The organism is Deinococcus aestuarii (assembly GCF_018863415.1).
GTDB classification, from domain to species: Bacteria; Deinococcota; Deinococci; order Deinococcales; family Deinococcaceae; genus Deinococcus; species Deinococcus aestuarii.
In genome coordinates, this window is the sequence record NZ_JAHKSN010000001.1 from 376,605 (window position 1) to 397,898 (window position 21,294).

Below are 21,294 nucleotides of genomic sequence, written 5' to 3' on the forward strand. Positions count from 1 at the left end.
GGTACGCTGTCGGCGGTTTCCCACAGCGACCACCCCCTTTCCGAAGCGCCCGGAGTCACGATCCGGGCGCTTCCACGCTCCGTTCGTTGTTCCCCCCGCTCTTCCCCGGTTGTCATGCGCCCTGTCCCTCGCGGGACATGCCGATCTTAACCCGAAAGCCGGAGGGTGACAGCCTACGCCGTCGCCCCCTCCTGCACCGGCACACCCAATACCTCGCGCCCGCCCAGGTAGGGGCGCAGCGCGGCGGGCACCCGCACCGTCCCGTCCTCCTGCTGATGGTTTTCGAGCAGCGGCACGAGGATGCGCGGGGCGGCGATCCCGGTGTTGTTCAGCGTGTGCGCGTACACCAGCTTGCCGTGCTCGTCGCGGTATCTGAGCCCGGTGCGGCGGGCCTGCCAGTCGCCCAGGTACGAGCAGGAGTGGGTCTCGCGGTAGAGCCCCTCGCTGGGCACCCAGGTCTCGATGTCGTACATCAGCACCTTGCCCGCGCCCATGTCGCCCGTGCAGTTCTGGACGACCCGGTAGGGCAGTTCGAGGGCCCGCAACATCGCCTCGGCGTTCTCCAAGAGCGTCTCGAACCAGCGCAGGCCCTCCGCCTCGTCCGCGCGACACATCACGTACTGCTCGACCTTGCGGAACTCGTGGACGCGGATCAGACCGCGCACATCCCGCCCCGCCGACCCGGCCTCCGAGCGGAAGGCGGCGCTCAGCGCGGCGTAGGCCAGTGGGAGTTGGTCGAGCGAGAGCTGCTCGCCCGCGTACAGGCTATTGACCGGCACCTCCGCCGTTCCCGCCAGCATCAGCTCGTCGCCCTCGATCTTGTAGACCTGATCCTCGCCGCCCGGGAAGTGGCCCGAGCCGACGAGGGTTTCGGGTCGGACGAGGGCGGTCGTGCTGAGCGGCGTGAGGCCGCGCCCCCGCAGGAAGTCCATAGCGAACATCAGCACGGCCATTTCCAGCAGCACGGCGTCCCCCTTGAGGAGGTAGGAGCGGCTGCCGCTCACCCGTGCCACGCGCTCGGGGTCGGCCCAGCCCTGACGTTCGAGAATTTCCACGTGGTCGAGGGGCGGGAAGGTGAACTCCGGGAGCTTGCCCTCGCGGCGCAGTTCCACGTTCTCGGAGTCGTCCTTGCCGACCGGCACGGAAGGAAGCGGGATGTTCGGCACGCGCAGGAGCAGTTGCCGGAGCTGCTCCTCGTGCGCGCGCAGGGCGGGCTCCTGCGCCTTGATCTCCTCGGCGAGGTCCTTGCCCCTCTGGATCAGGGCGGGGCGCTCCTGCGGGGTCGCCTTGGGCACGAGCTTGGCATTCGTATTGCGTTCGGTCTGAAGGGCTTCGACGCGCTGCCTGAGGTCCACCAGTTCACGGTCGAGGCGCAACAAGTCGTCGAGATCGAGGTTGACGCCCTTGACCTCGATGGCGTGCTTGACGGTGCCCGCGTTCTCGCGGATGAATTTGAGGTCGAGCATCAGTCCTGCTCCACCGTCCGGGGCACACGCACGAAGCCCTCTTGCATCTCGGGGGCAAGGGCGGCCACCACCCCGGGGGCGAAACGCTCGCCGGGCTCGTCCTCGCGCAGCACGTTCACGAGGTCCACCGGGCGCTGCATCTCCTCGACGCCCGTGGTGTCCACCTCGCTCAGTTGCTCGAAATAACCGAGGATGTTGTTCAGGTCTGCTCGCATCGCCTCGCGCTCCTCGGGGGTGAGTTCCAGGCGCGCGAGTTGCGCGAGGTATTCGACTTGGGCCGCGTCGATCATGGAGAGGAGTATAGGGGCGGCGTCTCCGGGGACTCATACGCCGTCCGGCGGAGGCTCCGGCAACTATTCACCCACGAGGTTGACGCTTCCCCGCACGCTTACGCCCCCGCCCAGATCGGCGTCGAACTCGCCGCGCAGGCCCTGACTCCACGGCAGATTCCACTGGCTGAGGGAGGTTCGGCGGGTCTCTCCCGAGTACGTCAGCGGCGCCTTTCCTGCCGTCCCCGGCACGACGAGCAGCACCTGAATCCGCGTCTCGGTCGTCGGAGTCGGAGCAGGTGGAGGTGGGGAAGGTGGCCCCGGTGCCAGCTCGAACGGGACCGGGCGGACGGGAGCCGGGTTGATCGGCGCCGACCGGACGGGCACGGGCCTCACCGGGGCCGGAGCCACGGGCGGTGGGCCAGTCACGGTGAACAGCGACAGGGCCAGCGTCGCCCGACCGTCCGTACTCGGGCAGGAGACGGAGGTGTGACCTCCCAGGGTGAGGGTCACGCCGTTTCGCCGCGCGTCCAGGGCCGGGTTGCAGTCGAAGGAGAAGGCGCCGCCCGGCGTGCGGGCCGTGGCCGTGAGGCGGGCATCATCGGTGCGGACGGCCGCCGGGGCACAGGCCGCGAGCGTCACGGCGAGGGGGAGGGTGAGCGCGAGCCTGTTCATGATGGGTCGAGCGTACCGGAAGACTGAGGGACGGCGGGGCGCATCTGCCCGCCCTCCTCCGAACGGTGGACGCAACCCGACCTGCCCTGCCGAACTCATCCGCAGTCAGATGGAGTGAGAGAGGGTGAGCTATGCCGAAGAGAATGTGGCTGGCCCTCGCCTTGACCTGTGGGGGAGGAACGGGCGCGATCACGGTGCGGGAGATCCCCGCGCTGCCGCTGAGCCGCAGTGCGGCGGCCAACTCGACCCACGATCCGGTCTACCCGTCGGGCTACCGACGCTCGCAGTTGGAAGCGGCCCGGGAGGCGCTGGAGACGCTGCCGGGATGGACGATTCTCGGTCTCGACGAGGCGGAGGGCCGGGTGCTCATCGGTCTGAACTTCGAGGCGCAGAGGGCGCAGGCCGGGCGACGGCTCCGGGCGAGGGGCCTCCCGGTGGACATCGCCCACATCTCGATTCTCCCGGTGCTGACGCTTCCGCCCCGCACCACCCTCGCCCATCCCCACCAGGCGGAGTTGAGCGGCCCGGCCACGCTGATCGCCGGGGAAGCCGGGCAGTGGACACTGCGACTGACGAACACCGGGCGGGAGGGGCTGCACCTCGAATACGGTGCCTGCGACCTCGCCTTCGAGGTGCGGCGAGCGGACGACGACGAGACCGTACGGCCCGCACCAACACCTAGCGTTTGCACCGCTGAACTCCGCATTCTGGACCTCGCGCCCGGACGGACCGGAGACGTGTTGAGCTTCTCTTGGAACGGCAGCGGACCGGACGGCCAGCCCCTCCCGCCCGGCCCCTACCTGCTGCGCGCCGCTTTCGACAACCGCGTGTTCGTCATTCGCCCGCCCGACTTACGGGTGAATCTCACGCGCTGACCCCCTCCCCCTTTCGCCGGACGCAACCCGGACCCCGCTCGGGGCGTACTGTGACCTATGAGCGACTCCAGGCCCGATCCCCTCACGCCGCCCGAATCCCTGATGAAGGCCCCCGAGGCGGTGACGCCCGTGCAGGCGCAGGACGCTCCCGAGATGGTGCCCCTCTCCCCCGAGGACCGCGCCCGGCTCGACACGATGGCGCGCGCCTTCGTCGAGGACGTCTTGAAAGCGGGCACCCACGGCGAGACCTTCAAGCGCAAGCTCGACAGCGTGCACGACCTCGGCCTGAGCGAGCAGCGGGCCGCCGCCCAGGTCTCGAACCGGATGCTGGAACGGCCGCTGCGGGCGACGAGGGCCGGGGCCCTGGCCGAGGGCAGTTCCATCCTGAGGGGCCTCACCGACCTGCGCCGCACGGTGGAGGACCTCGACCCCAGCCGCGCGCCGAACGCCCGGCGCCTCTTCGGGAAGCTGCCGGGGGGCCGCAAGGCGCAGAATGCCCTCGACCGTTACCAGAGCGCGCAGACGCACCTCAACGCGATCCTGGAGGCGCTCTACCGGGGGCAGGACGAGCTGCGGCGCGACAACGCGAGCATCGAGACCGAAAAGGTCCACCTCTGGGAGACGATGCAAAAGCTCCGGCAGTACGCCCACGTCGGCAAGGCGGTGGACGACGCCCTCACCGCGCGGCTGACGACGCTGGAGGCGACCGACCCGGAAAAGGCCCGCGTCGTGCGCGAGGAGCTGCTGTTCGCGGTGCGGCAGCGCGTGACGGACCTGCTGACCCAGCTCGCGGTGGGCATCCAGGGCTACCTGGCACTCGACCTCGTGCGGCGCAACAACCTCGAACTCATCAAGGGGGTGGACCGGGCGACGACCACGACGGTGAGCGCCCTGCGGACCGCCCTGATGGTCGCCCAGGCGCTCGGCACCCAGCAGGCGGTGCTCGGGCAGGTCACGGCGATCAACGAGACGACGGGCAACATGATCTCCTCGACCGCCAGCCTCCTGCGGCAGCAGTCCACCGAGATTCAGCGTCAGGCGGGGAGTGCGACCGTGAACCCGGAGGTCATCCAGGCCGCCTTCCGGGACGTGTACGGGGCGCTCGACGCGATCAGCACCTACCGCACCCAGGCGCTCGACCGCTTCAAGGACACCATCCAGGTCCTCGACCGCGAGGTCAGGCAGGCGCAGACGTACCTCGACCGCGAGCGGCAGAGCGCGTCCCGCGAGGTGGCGCAGGGGCTGAACGTGACCGAGCAGGGGGACCTGAAGCTTTGACCGTCCGGCGGGCGCTGCTGGATCACCTCGCCGCCCGGCTGGACGCCCGGAGCGCCGCGCCCGTGCTGCGGGTGGCGATAGACGGCGTGGACGGGGCGGGCAAGACGACCTTCGCGGACGAACTCGCCGGGGTCTTGCGGGAACGGGGCCGAACGGTCATCCGCGCCTCGGTGGACGGTTTCCACGCGCCGAGGGCCACGCGATAAAGCCGGGGCCGTGCTTCTCCAGAGGGCTTCTACCGCGACTCCTACGCCTACCCCGGCCTGCGGGCGGCCCTCCTCGACCCGCTGGGGCCGGGTGGCTCGCTGACGGACCGGACGGCGATCTTCGACCACCGGACCGACTCGCCCGTGGACACGCCGGAACGCCAGGCCGAACCCGGCAGCCTCCTCCTGCTCGACGGGCTGTTCCTGCACCGCCCGGAGCTGCGGGACGTGTGGGACGACTCGGTGTTCCTGCATGTGGACTTCGAGGTTTCGGTGCCGCGCGGGGCCTCCAGAGGGCCGGGCTGGGGCTCTCCCGACCCGCTCGCCGGGTCCAACCGCCGCTATGTGGAGGGCCACCGACTGTACTTCCGCGAGTCTGAGCCGGGGAAGTACGCGGGCGTGATCGTGGACAATAATGACCTGGAAGCGCCCTTTTTCGCCCCGGGGCCGTCCGTGGCCTGACGGTAACGGTCGCGGGGCGGGTTCTCACCTTCTTCATGCCCGCACGCCGCCGGGAAGGTGCATCTTCGGTCGGGTGTCAGGGCGCGCGGATGAGGGTCGCATTTGCCCGGTCCGGCTTGCCCTATAACGGCGGTCAACCCCACCGACGCGGAGGTCCACTATGTACTGGAAGGAGAACTGGAAGGAGGCCGTGGCCCTCTGCCTCATCGCCGCCCTGATCACCCTCGGCATCCTGCTGGTCGGCCAGCGGCTGTCCTGGTGGGTGATCACGCCCACGGGCGGCGGGGTTCCCGTCACGCCCACGGCGCAGAGTCTAGAGGAGACGGTGCCTGAGGCCCCCCTCGCCGAGGAGCCGCTCCCCGACGAGCTCCTTCCGGACGAGACCGCTCTCCCGCAGGAGCCCGCGACGGTCCCGACGGCACCCCTGGCCGCCCGTCCCGCCGAACGCCCCGCGACGGGTCCGGCAGCTCCTTCGGCGGTAGCGGCAACCAGGCCCGCCGACTCGACCACCCCTGCCTCCCCCGGAGTGGTCATCACCCGAGAGACGGCAAGGGCCACGGCGGCGAAGCCAAGCACCCCGGCACCCCCCGCGCGGCCCTCCAGCCCTTCCGTGGCCGCCCAACCCTCCCGGGAACAGGCGCCCGCCCGGCCCACGGCGCCCACCGCCCCCCGCCCGGCGCAGAGTGCGGCGGCGAGGTCCGCACCCCAGCCCACGGCCTCCCAGGCGACACGTCCGGCGGGCCCTGAGGCCCTGCCCGCCGCGCCCACGGGGACGGCCCGGACAACTCCGCCCTCCCGTCCGGCCAGCGCCGCCCCGACCGCCGCGCAGCTCGCGGGCCCCGAGGCCGTACCCGCCGCGACAACTCCCCGGAACACGGCTCCGCGTACGGGCACGGCCACCGCGTCCCGCCCGGCTCCCCGGCCCGCCGCGCCGACGCAGGCCACACGTCAGGCGAGCCCGGCCACGGCCACGCGGCCGAGTGCGGCGGCCCCCGCCTCAAGGACCCCGGCGGTCCCCACCACCCCGCAGGCCACCGCGCGTCAGGCGGCCCCGGCTACCGTGAGGTCCCCCAGTGCCGCCCCCGCCACCCGGACCCCAGTTCCCCGGACCGCCCCGCAGGCCACCACGCCCGCCACACGACCGGCGACCCCGGCTGCGGCCAATCCCCCGAGGGCCACGGCGCCTGCTTCCTCCCGGCCCACCCCGCAGGCGGCGGCGCGTCCGGCCAGCCCGGCCGCCACGGGGACTCCCGGCGCCGCCGCGCCCCGGCCGACTCCGGCGAACCCCGCCCCGGCGGTTTCCACAGCCCAGGGGGCCGGGGCCGTTGCCCGGAACGCGGCGCCCGAGGCCGTTCCGGTTCCCCCGGTATCGGCCGCCCTCGGGGACGCGGCGCCCGCCACGCCGTCCGCTCCCCGGGGGGCCTTCCCCGAGGCTCCGGAGGGCCCGGCGGCGGAGACCCCGGCCCCGGCGACCGTCTCTCCCCTGGCGCGTGGGCGCGAGCTGACCACCCTGCTGTACCAGAACCGGCTCGACCAGCTCTGGGCGACGTTCCTGCCCTCCGCGCGGGCGCCGTGGGGCGACCTCCCGGCTTTCGAGGCGTTCCGGGCCTCGGGGCGCGACACCTACGGGCCGGAGGCGAGCCTCGTTCAGGAGGCCGTGATCGAAAACGACGGCGTGACCTCCTACGTGCGGACCGTCACCTTCGAGGGCGACCCCAACAACGAGTGGACGCTCGTCTTCAGCCTCGACCCCCAGGGCAACGTGGCGCGCTTCGAGATCGCGACGGCCGACGCGGCGCCCCCCCAGTAACCCCGGCTCCCGGCCCCTGCTATCAAAGCGTCCCTCCGGGGGCGCTTTTTTTCTGCCACGTCCGACCCCGCGCCCCGGCTATGAACGCCCCACCAACGCGCCATGAAGTGACGCGGACTGGCAGGAACGGGAGGGGGGGCCGACAATCGGGGCGAGGTCCCCCATGACGCACAACCGCTTTCTCGACCGCCGGGACGCGGGGCGTCGCCTTGCCGGTCATCTGCTCGCCCTGGGCGCGTGGCCGGAGGCGACCGTCCTCGCCCTGCCGCGCGGCGGCGTGCCCGTCGCCTCCGAGGTCGCCCGGTCCTTGCACGCTCCCCTCGACGTGTTCCTCGTCCGCAAGCTGGGCCTCCCCGGCTACGAGGAAGTGGCGATGGGCGCCGTCGCGTCCGGCGGCGTGCGGGTGCTCAACGAGGACCTGCTGCGCCGCGCGGGGGTGTCCCCGCAGGCTCTGGAAGCGGTCGAGCGGCGGGAACGTGCCGAGCTGGAACGCCGCGAGCGGGCCTACCGGGAGGGCCGCACCCCCGCCCCGGTCGCGGGCCGCACCGCCCTCCTGATCGACGACGGGCTGGCGACGGGCGCCACCATGCGCGCGGCCCTCCTCGCCCTGCGGCCCCTCGGTCCCGCCCGGGTGGTCGTCGCCGTGCCCGTCGCCCCGCCCGGGGTCTGCCGGGCGCTGGAGGTCGAGGCGGGCGAGGTGGTCTGCCTCCTCACCCCGCCGCACTTCGGGGCAGTCGGCCAGTTCTACGACGACTTCCGCCAGACGACCGACGACGAGGTGCGCGAGCTGCTGACGCTCTGCGCCCTCCCCCCATCCCAGGAGTGAAGGCATGACCCGCACCCGATCCGATCTCGCCCCGGCCCTCCGAGCAGTGAGCCACCCCCTGACCGGCGCCTCCGACGATGACGACGGCCTGCTGGAGAGCATCGGCGACGCGCGCTTCGTATTGATCGGCGAGGCGTCGCACGGCACCCACGAGTTCTACCGGGAGCGGGCGCGGCTGACCCGGCGCCTGATCGAGGAGCGCGGCTTCACGGCGGTCGCGGTGGAGGCCGACTGGCCCGACGCCTACCGGGTGAACCGCTTCGTGCGCGGGCAGGGCGAGGACGGCAGCGCGCCCGAAGCCCTGGGCGACTTCCAGCGGTTTCCCAGGTGGATGTGGCGCAACGAGGACGTGGGGCACTTCGTGGACTGGCTGCGGGGGCACAACGAGCGGCATCCGGGGGCGGAGGCGGGCTTCTACGGCCTCGACCTCTACAGCCTGCACCGCTCCACGCGGGAGGTCGTCGCCTACCTGGAGGCGGTGGACCCCGAGGCGGCGGGGCGGGCCAGGAAACGCTACTCGTGCTTCGACCATTTTGGCGAGAACCCGCAGGCATACGGCTACGCCACCGAGTACGGGCGCCGGGAGCCCTGCGAGGACGCCGCCGTCGCGCAACTCCTCGAACTCCAGCACCGCGAGGCCGAACTCGCGCACGGGCCGCTGGGCGGCGACGAGCACTTCTTTGCTGAGCAGAACGCGCGGCTGGCGAAAAACGCCGAGAACTACTACCGCGCCATGTTCCGGGGCCGCGACGAGTCGTGGAACATCCGCGACACTCACATGGCCGAGACGCTGGAGGCGCTGGTCGAACACGGCGAGGGGCAGGGCCGACCGCAAAAGATCGTCGTCTGGGCGCACAACTCGCACCTCGGGGACGCCCGCGCGAGCGAGATGGGCTGGCGGCGGGGTGAACTCAACCTCGGGCAACTCACCCGCGAGCGCTGGCCGGACGACACGTACATCATCGGCCTGAGCACCCACCACGGCACGGTGACCGCCTCCGACGACTGGGACGAACCTGCCCGGACGAAGCGTGTGCGCCCCGGCCTGGAAGGCAGCCTGGAAGCCCTCTGCCACGAGGTCGGCGAGGCGGGCTTCTGGCTCGACCTGCGGGCAGGGAACGCCGCGACCGACGCCCTGCGCGAGGAGCGGCTGCAACGCTTTATCGGCGTGATCTACCGCCCCGAGACCGAGCGCTGGAGCCACTACGTCCAGACCCGCCCCGCCGACATGTACGACGCGCTGCTCTACTTCGACGAGACGAGTGCGGTGGTGCCGCTGGACGCGGACGCCGGGGACGCGGGGGACGAGGTGCCCGACACGTATCCGGTGGGGGAGTGACCGAACTCAGGAGCGAGGCTGGCCGTTCCAGAGCGTTTTGAGTCTCCCGGTGATGAGATTGATCGTTGGGCCCTCGTCCTTTGCGTCACGCAGGGCCAGGTGAACGTCGTTGCCGTAGAAGACCCACTTGGGTTGATACCCCCAACTCAGGAAGGGGCCGTCCATTGAGCCGCACGCACGGCAGTCGGAAGCGTTTGGGACCACCTCCACGAAGCTCAGGTCCGCCGTGACCCGGCCCTTGGGGTCGTAGACCACCACGGCGTGACGGGGGCTGCCATACCCGGCATGGTTGTCGAGCGTGACGACTTGACCGCGCGGGCTGAGGTAAACACGGGCAGGCGTGTTGACCAGCCGCCGCTTCCAGAGCGTCTTGAGGGTGCCGTCGGGCTGGAGCTGCACGAGTTCGCCCCAGCTCTCCCGCGCCGAGGCCTGGCTCTCGTCCACCCCGCGCGGCAGCAGCTTGAAGCCGTAGGAGCCGGAGTCCGAGCCCACCAGCAGCGGCCTCGGCGGCGCGTAGGTGTTCGCCTGGGCCACGGTCGTCAGGCCAGCCAGCAACGGAACAAGGAGTCGCATCTCCCGATTTGGACACGACCCACTGACCCCCCGCTTACCCCCCCCGCGCCTCCACCTCCGCCTGCTTCTCGCCCCAGACTTCCATCCGGGCCTCCAACTGAACCTCCAGATCGTGTGCGGTCTGCCCCAACACGGCGAAGTCGGCTTCGGGAGTGGCAGAAGCGAGGGCGGCCTGGGCATCCATCAATTCGGCCTCCAGCCGGGCGATCTCCGCCTCGATGGCCTCCACTTCCCGCTTGAGGTGCCACAGGCCCTTGCCCCTCGGGGCGGCGGGGACGGGTTTGGGCTCGGGCTTGACCTCCGCCACCTGCGCCGGGCGGTGTCTGGCCTTGTAGTCGGCCCAGCCGGGGTACTCGTAAAACTGCCCGTCCTCAATCAGCCAGATGCGGTCGGCCAGCCCCTCGATGAAGGCGCGGTCGTGGCTGACCATCACCAGCGTGCCCGTGTAGGTGTCCAGCGCGTCCTCCAGGGCCTCCACCATCTCCATGTCGAGGTGGTTGGTCGGCTCGTCCAGCACGAGGAGGTTGTGGTCCTCCTGGGCGAGCTTGAGGAGGGCCAGCCGCGCCCGCTCGCCGCCCGAGAGGATGCTCGCGGGTTTGTCGTGCTGGTCGTAGGGAAACATGAAGGTGCCGAGGAGGTCGTGTGCCTCGGGGTCCTTCTGGACGTACTCGCGCGCCACGTCGTAGAGGGTCTGCGAGGGGTCCACGCCGCGCAGCGCCTGGTCGTAGTAGCCGACGGAGACGCGGGCACCCGTCATCACCCGGGCGCGGGGGTCGTCGGACTTGTCGAGGCCGAGCAGGGCACGCAGCAGGGTGGTCTTCCCCGCCCCGTTGCGCCCGATGATCGCCACGCGGTCGCCCCGGCGCAGTTGGACGTTCACATCCGAAAAGAGCGTCCGGCCTCCCACGCGGCGGGTGACGTGCCGGGCGTCGAGCACCACGTCGCCGCTCTCGGGCGCGTGGAAGGTGATGCGGGTGGTGCGCTCCCCCGGCGGCGGGGCCGAAATGGCGCGAGACTGCATCCGGTCCACCCGCGCCTGCATCGCCTTGGCGCGGCGGGCGAGCTTGCTCATCCCCAGGCCCCAAATTTTCATGCGGTCGGCGCTCGCCTGGAGGGAGGCGATCTGTTTGGCGTCCTGCGCCGCCTGCGCCGCCTGCCGCTCCAGGTCGGCGGCGAGCGTCTCGCGGAAGGTGGAGTAATTCCCGGGGTAGACCTTCAGCCCCCCGCCCCGCAGATACGCCGTCTCCCGCGTCACCGCGTCGAGAAAGGCGCGGTCGTGGCTGATGACGAGGACGGCACCGGGGTAACGGGCGAGGAACCCCTCCAGCCACTCCACCATCACGATGTCGAGGTGGTTCGTCGGCTCGTCCAGCAGCAGCACGTCGGGGTTCTCGACGAGGAGGGCGGCGAGGCCGAGGCGGGTGCGTTCCCCTCCGGAGAGGCCGCCCACGGGTTCCGCCTCCCGCCCCCGGAAACCGAAGGCGAGGGTCACGGCCTCGCGGCGGCTGCGGCGCTCGAAGCCCCCGCGGCGGGCGTAATGTTCGAGCAGTTCCTCGTGGCGCAGGACGCTCTCCGGGGTGCCGTCCGCCATCGCCCCGGCGGCCCGCTCCAGCTCGGCCTCCAGCGCGTCGAGGTCGTGGAAGGCGGCCTCCAGCACCCCCTCCACGGTCGCGCCCGGCGGGAAGGTGGGGTCCTGGCGCAGCGCCCGCACGCGCACGCCGGGGGCCCGGCGGACGGTACCCCCGTCGGGGGGGGTCTCGCCCGTCAGCAGCCTCAGCAGGGTGCTCTTCCCGGCCCCGTTGCGGCCCACCAGACCCACCCGGTCGCCGGGCTGGACGGCGAAATTCACCCCCGACAACACGGTCAGGGGGCCATATTCCTTGGTGGCGTCCACGGCGGCGACGAGCACGGGGGGCAGTATAGGGGCTCCTTCTCGAACTTTAAGTTTCCCTTTAGACTGGGGGGCGTGAGACGAACCGCCGCCTGGACGGGCCTGTGGGCCCTCTTCGCCCAGGGCGTCCTGACCGCGGGCCTGGCCCAGACCGCCCCGGCGGCGGGGGCGCCCCTGCGGGTGCAGTACCTCTCGGGCCGCGCCGAGGTGCTCGGGCCGGGGAACGTGTGGCGGGCGGCGAGCGGGACCCCCGCCGTGCCGTTCGGGCTGCGGGTGGGCACGGGCCGCGCGCGGGTCACGGGCTCCGGGGGGCAGGTCACGGGCAGCGTCTTGCTGGCGAGCGCCTCGCGGCTGGGCGTGATCGGGCAGGAGGCCAATCTCCAGGAGGGGAACTTCGTGCTCGACGGCCCGGTCGCCGTCCACGTGCGGGGCAGCCACGTCGTGATGGACCGCCCCGGGCGGGCGCGGGTGGACCTGCGCGGGAACATCACCCGCCGGGTCGCCGTCACCGCGGGGAGCGCGCGGGTGGCCCTGAGCCGCCGCACCGTCACCGTGAACGCCGGGCAACAGCTCGACCTCGCCTCGGGAGCCGTGACCCCCTTCCGCGAGGACGACCCGTGGTACGCCGCCCAGTTCACCGGGACGGGCGACGCCACCGTGCAGGCGACCCGGGGCACCGTGCGGGTGGTGCGCGGCGCCGAGAACCGCCCGGCCGGGCGCGGCGAGACCCTCGACCCCGGCGAGCGCCTCGCCACCGGGGAGGGCTCGTGGGCGGAGGTGGGCTTCACGGCGAGCGGCGGCTACCTGCGCCTCCAGTCCCACAGCGAGCTGAGCGCCATCGGGGCGGAGGGGACGGGGCCGGGCCGCGAGGTCACCCTGCAACTCACGCGCGGCAGCGCCTGGAACGTGGTGCCGGGTGCCCCGAGCGATCCCGGCCGTCCCCAACTGCGCACCCCGGTCGTGAGCACCGCCGCCCGGGGCACGGAGTTCCGGGTGGACGCGGGCGGGCGGGTCCGGGTGCTGGAGGGGGACGCGGCGCCCAGCGGAGGAACCGCGCCGGGCGGCACGGGGGGGATCACGCCCGCCTCCCGCCTCCTGACCCTGCAAGTCGACCCGCCCACCGGACCCCTGCGGGACCTGACGCTCACCGCGCGCAGCCTGCCCGACGCCCGGGTGACAGCGACCGTCGCGGGACGGCGGGTCGGCCTCACCCGGCAGGGCGACCGCTTCCGGCTGGGAGGGCTCACCCCGCCCCTGCCGGAGGGCACCTACACCGTGCGGGTGAGCGCCGAGCGGGCGGGCGAGGCGGCGACCCGCTGGCAGACGGTCGTGATCGACCGCACGGCCCCCGCGCTCGGCGGGGTGCGCGCCGTGCGGTCGGGCAACGTGCTGACCCTGACGGGGACGGCGCGGGACGCGGGTGCGGGGCGGCTGACCCTCACGGCGCGGGTGGGGGGGTCGACCTTCACCCGGCAGGTCTCCGGGGACTTCCGGCTGCTGCTGCCCGCCCCGGCGCCCGGGACGCCCCTGCGCGTGAGCGTGCGGGACGAGGCGGGAAACGAGAGCCATGCCGACCTCTCCTGAGCGCTCGCTGGCGCGCTACACGGTGCCCGCCGCCGCCGTGCTGGGCCTGAGCCTCGCGCTGCTGATGCCCACGAACGAGCGGCTGTGGGACGCCGTGAACCGGGCGCTGCCCACGTCCCCCGACCCCCGGGTGGTCGTGGTCGGCATCGACGACGCTTCTCTACGCGACTACGGGCGGCTTTCGGGCTGGCCCCCCGAGCTGTACGGCGAGGCGCTGCGGACCCTCGACGAGGCGGGCGCGCGGGCGGTCGGCCTCGACGTGCTGCTGGAGGGCGTGGGCAATTCGGGCCCGGCGCTCGCCGAGACCTTCTCGCGGCCCAATGTGGTGCTCGCCACCGCACCCGGGGAGGCGAGCGCGGTGCCCCCCGAGTGGACCCCCCCCACCGGCGTGAGCGCCCTGAACCTCGGGCCGGGCGGGGTGGTGCGCTCCTTCCAGACCGCCTACGTCACGGAGGGCGGCCGCCTGGAGCCGAGCTTCGCGCGGCAGGTGGCGGTGGCGGCGGGCGAGCCCGTGCCCCTCGACACGCGGCCCCAGCCCCTGCGCGCCGTGCGGGCCGAGTCCGGCGGGCTGCCGGTCCTTCCCTTCCGCGACGTGGTGAACGGCAACGTGCGTTTCGCGGACCTGCAAGGCAAGGTGGTCCTCATCGGCCTGACCGCCTCCGGTCTCGTCGGCCCGGGGCTGAGCGACGTGAGCGGCAGGGCGGTGCCCGGCGTGCTGCTCCAGGCGCGGGCGGTGTCGAGCCTGCTGGGGCCTCCCTTCCGCTGGCTGCCACTCTGGCTGACCGCCCTGCTGTGCGTGGCCGCCGCCGTGGGCGCGGTGCTCGCGCGCGGGCTGTGGGGCTTCGGCCTCGCGCTCGTCACGCTGGGACTGGCGGTGCCGCTGTGGCTCGTGAACGTGCTCTTTCCCGGCGTCACCGTATCGGTCGCCGCCATCCTGGGCACGGCCCTCGTCGCGCTGGAACGCTGGTGGAACCTGCGCAACCTCGGCACCCGCGACCCCCTCACCGGGCTGGGCAACCGTCTGGCCTTTACCCGCGCCGTCGAGCACCGCTGGCCGGGCCGCGAGGGCAGGCCGCTGGGGCTCCTGCTGGTGGACCTCAGCGGTTTTCGCAAGGTGAACGAGGTCTACGGGCGCCTCGCCGGGGACGAGGTACTGCGCGACCTCGCGGGCCGCATCGGCTCGCACAGACGCCGGGGCGACGTGATTTTCCGCTGGGGCCCCGACGAGTTCGCCGTCCTCCTCGACAACGCCGACAAACACGACCTCGCCCTCATCAGCGACGCCATGCGCGGGGCGCTGGACACCCTCACCTACCGCGACGTGCCCCTGAGCGTGAGTTTCGGCGCCGCCACCACCGACTCCGAGGTCCGAAGCCCCGAAGAACTCATCGAGGCCGCCAGCCGCAACCGCTACCGGATGAAGTTCAGGCGGGAGGGGCGGGAGTAGGGAAAGCGGTCAGCCGTCAGCCCTCAGCAAAAACAGGAAGACAGCCGCCAGCAGCTCGCTGACGGCTGATCGCTGAGAGCTGACGGCTTCCCTACCTCCCCGCCAGCGCCCCCCACACGCCGGGCACCGCCACCCACCCGTACCACAGGTTGGGCAGGATGCCGAGCACGGTCACGCCGACCACGCCGAGCGCGACGGTGAGGGTGGTCGGCGTGCGCTCGCCGTGGGGGTACTCGCGGGCGGGGGTGCGGTCGGGCATGAACATCAGCATCGCGGGGCGCAGGTAGTACACCAGGGCGGCGACGCTGGCGAGGGCGGCGAGAACGGAGAGCCACACGTACCCGTTCTGGAAGGCCGCCTGGAAGACGAGGTACTTGCCGAAGAAGCCCGCGAAGGGCGGCAATCCCGCCAGCGAGGCGAGGCACACGGCGAGGGCGGCGGCGTAGGCCGGGTGGCGGTAGTACAGCCCGCGCAGGTCATTGATCGTCATGCCCTCCTCCGTCCGTTGCAGGGCGGCCACGACGGCGAGGGCGGCGGCGGTCATCAGGGTGTAGATCAGGAGGTAGTACCCGAGCGCCGCGCCCCCCACCTCGGCGGTGCCGAGCAGCGCCATCGCCAGGAAGCCGGTGTGAGCCACCGCCGAGTACGCGAGCATCCGCTTGAAATTCGGTTGGAAGAGCGCGGCGGCGTTCCCGATGATCAGCGTGGCGGCGATCAGAATCTGGAGGGTGGACGCCCAGCCCGGCGCGGCGGCCAGGGCCCCGCTGAAGACCCGCAGCATCCCCGCGAAGGCCGCCACCTTGACGACCGTGCTCAGGAAGAGGCTCACGCTGGTGGGCGCCCCCGTATACACGTCGGGCGTCCACTGGTGGAAGGGCGCGAGCGCGACCTTGAAGCCGAAGCCCGCCAGCAGCAGCACCGCCCCGCCGATCAGGATGCCGACGTTGCCCGGCGTGAGCGTGGCCGTCTGCGCCGCGATGGCCGCGTAGTTCAGGCTGCCCGCCCCGCCGTACACCAGGGCGATCCCGTAGATCAGGATGGCGCTGCCCACCGTGCCCAGCAGGAAGTATTTCAGCCCCGACTCCTCCGCCCGCCGCGAGTCTTGCAGCGTGGCGAGGACGTAGCTCGCCAGACTCATGATCTCCAGCCCGATCAGCATGGTGATCAGGTCGCCGGAAAAGGCGATGATCAGGGTGCCCGTCACCGCGTACATCAGCATCGCGTCGAACTCGGGAAAGCTCACCCGGGCGCGGTAGGCGGTGTCCAGGCTGACGAGCAGGGTCATCACGCTGCCGACCAGGATGGTCAGGCCCAGCAGCAGGGCGGCGTTGTCGGCCTGGAGGGAGCCGCCGAAGGCCGTGAGGGGCACCTCGCCGGGGCCGCTCCAGAGGGTCACCATGCTCACGCCGCTGAGCATGAGCATCACGAGGTTGATGATCGTCAGTGCCCGGCGCGGGAGGTTGAAGCCCAGCACCGTGCTCGCGATGGCCCCGGCCAGCACGATCAGGATGGGCAGCATCGGCGCGAGGGCTACGTCGGGAACTTGCAGCATCTACTGGCCCCCCAGGGTGGCGAGCACCCCGCGCACGGCGGGTTGAATGAGGTTCAGGGCGGGCGCGGAATACACCCCGAAGAAAACCGCCACCGCCAGCGGCAACCCCAGCACCAGCCACTCGGTCCCGCGCACGTCCCACACCCGCACCGAACCCAGCGGGCGCCCCTGCCAGAAGGTCGTCTGGAAGGCCGTCAGCGCGTACGCGGCGGCGGCGATGGCCGAAAGCGTCGCCACGGCGGTGATCCACGGCTGCACCTGGAACGCGCCCAGCAACACGCTGAATTCCCCGATGAACCCCGCCAGCCCCGGCACCGCGATGGAGGCGAACCACAGCGCCATCGTCATGCCGCCGAGTGCGCCCGCCTGCGTCATCACGCCGCCGACGCGGGTGCTCAGGCTGCCGATCCGCTCCTGGAGCATCCCCACCGAGAGGAAGAGCGCCCCCGTGTACACGTTCTGGAAGGCGAGCAGGTACATCGCCCCAATGGTCGCCGTCTCGTTCAGGCTGAACACGCCCAGCCCCACGAAGCCCATGTGCGAGAGCCCCGCGTACGCGAGGAGCCGCTTCCAGTCGGTCTGCCGGAAGGCGATCCACGCCGCGTAGAGGGCGGTGAAGGCGGCCAGCCCCATCAGAATCGGGCGCAGGGCTTCCGAGGCGTCCGGGAAGAGCGTGAGCCCGAAGCGGAAGATGCCGTAGCCGCCCACCTTGTAGAGCGTCCCCATCACGTCCGGCACGCCGCTGTCGTGGTTCTGCTCGTGGAAGTCGGGCAGCCAGGCGTGCATGGGCCAGAGGGGCAGCTTGACCGCCATCGCGGCGAGGAAACCGAGGTACAGCCACGTCTGCGCCGTCCCCGTCACCGGGTTCTGCACGAGGTCCGCCAGCGCAAAGGTCGGACTCCCGCCGTAGTACTTCACGCCGATGATCGAGAGGAGCATAAGGAGGCTGCCGAAGAGGGTATACGCCGCGAACTTCACCAGCGCGCGCATCCGGCCCGGCTTGCCGTAGATGGCGAGCATGAGGAGGGCCGGAAGCAGCGCGTCCTCGAAGAAGACGTAGAACAGCACGAGGTCCCGCGCGGCGAAGATGCCGATGAGGCCCGTCTCCATCGCCAGCACCAGGGAGAGCATCGTGCCCGGATTGCTCACCCGCCGCGCCGCGTACAGCACCGCCACGAAGGACATGAAGGCCGTCACGAGCGCGAGCGTGAGGCTCACCCCGTCGAGCGCCACCGAGTACGTGATGCCGAGCGCCGGGACCCACGGCACGCTGAACAGTTCCGAGCCGCCGCCGCGCCAGATCAGCAGGCCGATGCCCAGCGTCAGGGCCGCGAAGAAGCCCGCCACTTCCTCCCGCCAGCGCGGCGGCACGGCGAACAGCAGCAGGCTCCCCAGCAGGGGCAGAAAAATCATCAGGTGGATCATCGGGAGCCTCGCAGGGAACCGGGAGTCAAGGGCCTGCTCCCCTCTCCCCTCGTGGGAGAGGGGCCGGGGGTGAGGGGGCGACCCAGCGACCTCACTGGCCCACCCCTCACGCCCCGCCCCCAATCGACCGCAGCGCCCAGTACCCCAGGATCAGGGCGGTGCCGAGCAGCATGGACACGGCATAGGCGCGCACGAAGCCGCTCTGCCAGCGGGTGAATAAGCCCCCCGGTGCGGCGCTGTTGCGGGCGATCCCACCGAACGTCACGTCCACCCCCCGGTCCACCACGTCCAGCCCCTCCGCGACGGCGCGGCTGGGGGCGCTGATCAGGCCGTCGTACACCCGGTCGAGGTACAGCGCGTTGGAGCTGAGCCGCCCGAGCGGGCCGTTGGCGAGGCTGCGGCGGCGGTGTTCGGCGAGGGCCCACAGCAGCCCGCACACCCCGGCGGCGACGGCGAGGGCCGTGAGCAGCCATTCCGTCGAGACGGGAATCTCATGCACCTCGGCCGGAATCGCGCGCCCCAGGTAGTCGTCGAAGGCATGACCGCCCCCCAGGAAGGTTGGCACGTTCAGGAACCCGGCGAGGGTGGCGAGCGCGGCCAGGATGCCGAGCGGCACCTTGATCAGCCCGTCCGCCTCATGCGGGTGCGCCACGTGGCCCCGGTACTCGCCGCGCCACACCAGGAAGTACCAGCGGCCCATGTAAAAGGCCGTCAGCAGCGCCACCCCCAGCCCGACCACGTAGAGCAATGGATCGGCTTCGAAGGCGGCAGCCAGAATCGCGTCCTTGGAGAAAAAACCGCTCCAGATCGGAATTCCGGCGATGGCAAGGACGCCCATCAGCGCGGCGACGTGGGTAAAGGGCATGAACTTCCGCAGCCCGCCCATCGCCCGCACGTCCTGTTCCTCGTGCAGCGCGTGGATCACGGCCCCCGCCGAGAGGAACAGCAGCGCCTTGAAGAAAGCGTGGGTAAGCAGGTGGAACACCCCCGCCGAGTAGGCGTGCAGCCCCACCGCCAGGAACATATAGCCGAGTTGCGAGACGGTCGAGTACGCCAGGATTTTCTTGATGTCGTGCTGATTGAGGGCCGAGAGGGCGCCGTACAGCGCGGTCAAGCCCCCGACCCACGCCACCCACGTCGAGGCCACGGGCGCGAGGTCGTACAGGAAGTGGCTGCGGCTGATCAGGTACACGCCCGCCGTGACCATCGTGGCCGCGTGGATCAGGGCCGAGACGGGCGTGGGACCCGCCATCGCGTCCGGCAGCCAGGTCGTCAGGGGAAGCTGACCGCTCTTGCCCACCGCTCCGACGAGCAGGAGGAGGCAGGCGAGTTCGATGCCCGAGACCGCCACCCGCACGCTCTCCGCCCGCTCGGCGAGTTCGGGGATGACGAGCGTGCCGTAGAGCCGGTAGATCAGGAACATCCCCAGCATGAAGCCCACGTCGCCGATGCGGTTCATGATGAAGGCCTTGCGCGCGGCATTGGAGTTGGCGAGGCCCTCACGGTCGCTGGCCTCTCGCAGGTCGCCGCCCGAAGCCTCGGAGTTGCGCCCCGAGTACCAGAAGCCGATCAGGAGGTAAGAGGCCATGCCGACCCCCTCCCAGCCCACGAACATCAGCGGGTAGGAGTCGGCGAGGACGAGGATGAGCATCATCGCCACGAAGAAGTTCATGAACGCGAAAAAGCGCGTGAACTGGCGGTCGTGGCCCATGTAGCTGATCGAGTAGACGTGGATCAGAAAGCCCACCCCGGTGATGATGAGGGCCATCACGGCGGAGAGCTGGTCGAACCAGAAGCCGACCGAGAGGTTCGCACCCAGCGCCATGTTCGGCAGCCACGTCCACAGCACCTCGCGGGCGGGCTCGTCGCCCTGCCCGAGATACCGCAGCACCGCGACGACGAAGCTCGCCAGTACGGCGCCCGAGGCGAGCCAGCCCGCCGCCTTGCCGGGAAAGAGGCGGGGAAAGAGGATCAGCAGCGTGAATCCCAGCAGTGGGAAGAGGGGCAGAAGGTACAGGGGCACGCTTCCGACTCAGCCTTTCAGGGTGGCGAGTGCGTCCACGTTGGTGGTCTCGCGCTTGCGGAAGATGGCGACGATGATGGCGAGCCCGATGGCGACCTCGGCGGCGGCGAGCGTCATCACGATGAACACCGCCGTCTGCCCGGTCAGGTCGCCCCACGAGCGGGCGAAGGCAACCAGCGCGAGGTTCGCCGCGTTCAGCATCAGCTCGACACTCAGGAAGATCATGATCGCCGTGCGGCGGGTCAGCACCCCGATCATGCCGATGGCGAACAGCAGCCCGGACAGGGCGACGTAATACCCGGTGGGAGCCATCAGAGGCGCCTCCTCTCCGACGACAAGGCGACCGTTTCGCGGGCCTCGATCAGGGGCTCGCCCGGCGCGGGCAGACTCACGCGCTCCGTGTCCGGCACCCCGTCCGGCTGGGGCCTGGGCCGCTGCACGAGCGCCACGGCCCCCACGATGGCGACAAGCAGCAGGATGCTGACCGCCTCGAAGGGCAGCAGGAAGCGGGTGAGCAGCACCTCGCCGACCGCCGCCGCGTTGCCGGGCGTGCGGGCCGCCAGTTCCGCCGCCGTGCCGGTGCCGCGCAGGGCCGCCACCCCCTGCGCCAGCGGCTGCGGATCGCGGTACGTGAAGGCCAGCACCGCCAGCGCCCCCGCCAGCACCACCCCGCCAATCCCCGCCAGCTCCCGCACGAAGGGCACCGGGTCCCGCCCGGAGATGGGCTGGTTGGCGTTGAGCAGCATGATCACGAACAGAAAGAGCACCATGATCGCGCCCGCGTACACGATCACCTGGATGGCCGCCAGGAACGACGCGCTGAGGCTGGCGAAGAGACCCGCCACACAGAGCAGGGTGCCGACCAGCCCCAGCGAGGCGTGGACCGCATTCTTCGCCGTGACGGTCATGATGGCCCCGACGAGGGCAAGGGCACCGAGGAGCATGAAGGCGATCACGGGCGCACCTGCGGCGCGGGGAGTGGTGAACAGGACCCTATGCGAGGGACGCGGCGGCCGATCTTCGCCTCCCACCTTCTGCCTTGTGCTGTCTGCCTCATCGCGGGTACTCCACCCCCTCCAGTTCCGGCCTCGCCCCTTCCGGCACCTGGAAGCCGAGGCGAACGGGTTTGGCCGTGCGCGCCGCCTCCCGCCGCTGGGGCAGCGAGCCGTCCACGCCCACGAGCATGTCCTCCTTGCCGTACACGAGGTCGCGGTAGCGGTAATCGGCCATCTCGAACTCGTTGCCGAGGACCACCGCGCCCGTCGGGCAAGCCTCCTCGCACATGCCGCAGAAGATGCAGCGCAGCATGTTGATCTCGTAGACCTTCGCGTACCGCTCGCCAGGACTGGTGGGGTTCAGCGGGTCGTTTTCGGCCGCTTCCACGTAGATCGCGTAGGCGGGGCAGGCGGCGGCGCACAGCGAACAGCCGATGCACTTCTCCAATCCCGTACCCGGGTGGCGGGTCAGGACGTGCCGACCGCGAAAGCGGGGCTGGAGGGTCGCGCGCTGCTCCGGGTAACTGACCGTCACCGGCTTCTGGAAGAGCTTCCCGAGCGTGACGCCCATGCCCTTGGCGATTTCAAGAACGCCCAT

Annotated in this window: 20 protein-coding genes; 9 read left to right on the forward strand and 11 right to left on the reverse strand. The window is 71.4% G+C overall.

The genetic code is table 11. From position 1 onward, the window contains the following. Positions 1–173: 173 nt before the first annotated feature. From serS to IC605_RS01805, 3 genes are all read right to left on the reverse strand, one after another. Entirely contained in the window at positions 174–1,466 is a 1,293-nt protein-coding gene (gene serS / locus IC605_RS01795; protein WP_216318062.1) for a serine--tRNA ligase, read from the reverse strand. Beyond that, on the reverse strand, positions 1,466–1,756 hold the full coding sequence (gatC, locus tag IC605_RS01800; protein WP_216318064.1) for an Asp-tRNA(Asn)/Glu-tRNA(Gln) amidotransferase subunit GatC: 291 nt from the start codon (positions 1,754–1,756) through the stop codon (positions 1,466–1,468). The genes serS and gatC overlap by 1 nt, the downstream gene beginning before the upstream one ends. Before the next feature lie 63 nt (positions 1,757–1,819). Then, positions 1,820–2,410: a hypothetical protein gene (locus IC605_RS01805; RefSeq protein WP_216318066.1), complete on the reverse strand. Its 591-nt coding sequence runs from the start codon at positions 2,408–2,410 to the stop codon at positions 1,820–1,822. Between the two features lie 131 nt (positions 2,411–2,541). On the opposite strand from IC605_RS01805, the gene IC605_RS01810 reads away from it, so the two are divergent. The 7 genes from IC605_RS01810 to IC605_RS01835 all read left to right on the forward strand — a co-directional run bounded on the left by IC605_RS01810 (position 2,542) and on the right by IC605_RS01835 (position 9,206). Continuing rightward, complete coding sequence (locus IC605_RS01810; protein WP_216318069.1) at positions 2,542–3,285, forward strand: T9SS type B sorting domain-containing protein; 744 nt, start codon at positions 2,542–2,544, stop codon at positions 3,283–3,285. A 57-nt stretch (positions 3,286–3,342) separates the two neighbouring features. Continuing rightward, complete coding sequence (locus tag IC605_RS01815) at positions 3,343–4,563, forward strand: toxic anion resistance protein (protein ID WP_216318071.1); 1,221 nt, start codon at positions 3,343–3,345, stop codon at positions 4,561–4,563. Beyond that, positions 4,560–4,769, forward strand: a complete 210-nt coding sequence (locus tag IC605_RS24375) for a nucleoside/nucleotide kinase family protein (RefSeq protein WP_246580249.1) — start codon at positions 4,560–4,562, stop codon at positions 4,767–4,769. The genes IC605_RS01815 and IC605_RS24375 overlap by 4 nt, the downstream gene beginning before the upstream one ends. Before the next feature lie 144 nt (positions 4,770–4,913). Further along, on the forward strand, positions 4,914–5,231 hold the full coding sequence (locus IC605_RS24380) for a nucleoside/nucleotide kinase family protein (protein ID WP_246580250.1): 318 nt from the start codon (positions 4,914–4,916) through the stop codon (positions 5,229–5,231). Positions 5,232–5,391: 160 nt separating this feature from the next. After that, a complete protein-coding gene (locus tag IC605_RS24980) occupies positions 5,392–7,041 on the forward strand; it encodes a hypothetical protein (RefSeq protein ID WP_216318074.1) in 1,650 nt (549 codons plus the stop codon). A 163-nt stretch (positions 7,042–7,204) separates the two neighbouring features. Then, positions 7,205–7,867 (forward strand): phosphoribosyltransferase, encoded by a 663-nt coding sequence (locus IC605_RS01830; protein ID WP_216318077.1) that lies wholly within the window; start codon positions 7,205–7,207, stop codon positions 7,865–7,867. 4 nt (positions 7,868–7,871) lie between these two features. Further along, positions 7,872–9,206 (forward strand): erythromycin esterase family protein, encoded by a 1,335-nt coding sequence (locus IC605_RS01835; protein WP_216318079.1) that lies wholly within the window; start codon positions 7,872–7,874, stop codon positions 9,204–9,206. Between the two features lie 6 nt (positions 9,207–9,212). Here the strand turns inward: IC605_RS01835 and IC605_RS01840 are convergent, their stop codons facing one another. Together IC605_RS01840 and abc-f are read right to left on the reverse strand one after the other, a co-directional pair. Then, a complete protein-coding gene (locus IC605_RS01840) occupies positions 9,213–9,779 on the reverse strand; it encodes a hypothetical protein (protein WP_216318082.1) in 567 nt (188 codons plus the stop codon). 34 nt (positions 9,780–9,813) lie between these two features. Continuing rightward, a complete protein-coding gene (gene abc-f, locus IC605_RS01845; protein ID WP_216318086.1) occupies positions 9,814–11,688 on the reverse strand; it encodes a ribosomal protection-like ABC-F family protein in 1,875 nt (624 codons plus the stop codon). Between the two features lie 57 nt (positions 11,689–11,745). On the opposite strand from abc-f, the gene IC605_RS01850 reads away from it, so the two are divergent. Further along, positions 11,746–13,254: a FecR domain-containing protein gene (locus IC605_RS01850; protein WP_216318089.1), complete on the forward strand. Its 1,509-nt coding sequence runs from the start codon at positions 11,746–11,748 to the stop codon at positions 13,252–13,254. Beyond that, a complete protein-coding gene (locus IC605_RS01855; protein ID WP_216318092.1) occupies positions 13,238–14,701 on the forward strand; it encodes a sensor domain-containing diguanylate cyclase in 1,464 nt (487 codons plus the stop codon). Before IC605_RS01850 ends, IC605_RS01855 begins: the two co-directional genes overlap by 17 nt. 91 nt (positions 14,702–14,792) lie before the next feature. On the opposite strand, the gene IC605_RS01860 is transcribed toward IC605_RS01855, so the two are convergent. The 6 genes from IC605_RS01860 to nuoI form a co-directional block, all read right to left on the reverse strand. Further along, positions 14,793–16,253: an NADH-quinone oxidoreductase subunit N gene (locus IC605_RS01860; protein WP_216318096.1), complete on the reverse strand. Its 1,461-nt coding sequence runs from the start codon at positions 16,251–16,253 to the stop codon at positions 14,793–14,795. Next, a complete protein-coding gene (locus tag IC605_RS01865) occupies positions 16,254–17,678 on the reverse strand; it encodes an NADH-quinone oxidoreductase subunit M (protein WP_216318098.1) in 1,425 nt (474 codons plus the stop codon). 106 nt (positions 17,679–17,784) lie between these two features. Beyond that, a complete protein-coding gene (gene nuoL / locus IC605_RS01870) occupies positions 17,785–19,701 on the reverse strand; it encodes an NADH-quinone oxidoreductase subunit L (protein ID WP_216318101.1) in 1,917 nt (638 codons plus the stop codon). A gap of 9 nt (positions 19,702–19,710) precedes the next feature. After that, positions 19,711–20,013 (reverse strand): NADH-quinone oxidoreductase subunit NuoK, encoded by a 303-nt coding sequence (gene nuoK / locus IC605_RS01875; protein WP_102127858.1) that lies wholly within the window; start codon positions 20,011–20,013, stop codon positions 19,711–19,713. Further along, a complete protein-coding gene (locus tag IC605_RS01880) occupies positions 20,013–20,657 on the reverse strand; it encodes an NADH-quinone oxidoreductase subunit J (protein WP_343216468.1) in 645 nt (214 codons plus the stop codon). Before IC605_RS01880 ends, nuoK begins: the two co-directional genes overlap by 1 nt. 97 nt (positions 20,658–20,754) lie before the next feature. Further along, positions 20,755–21,294, reverse strand: coding sequence for an NADH-quinone oxidoreductase subunit NuoI (nuoI, locus tag IC605_RS01885; protein ID WP_216318104.1), 540 nt, complete (start codon positions 21,292–21,294; stop codon positions 20,755–20,757).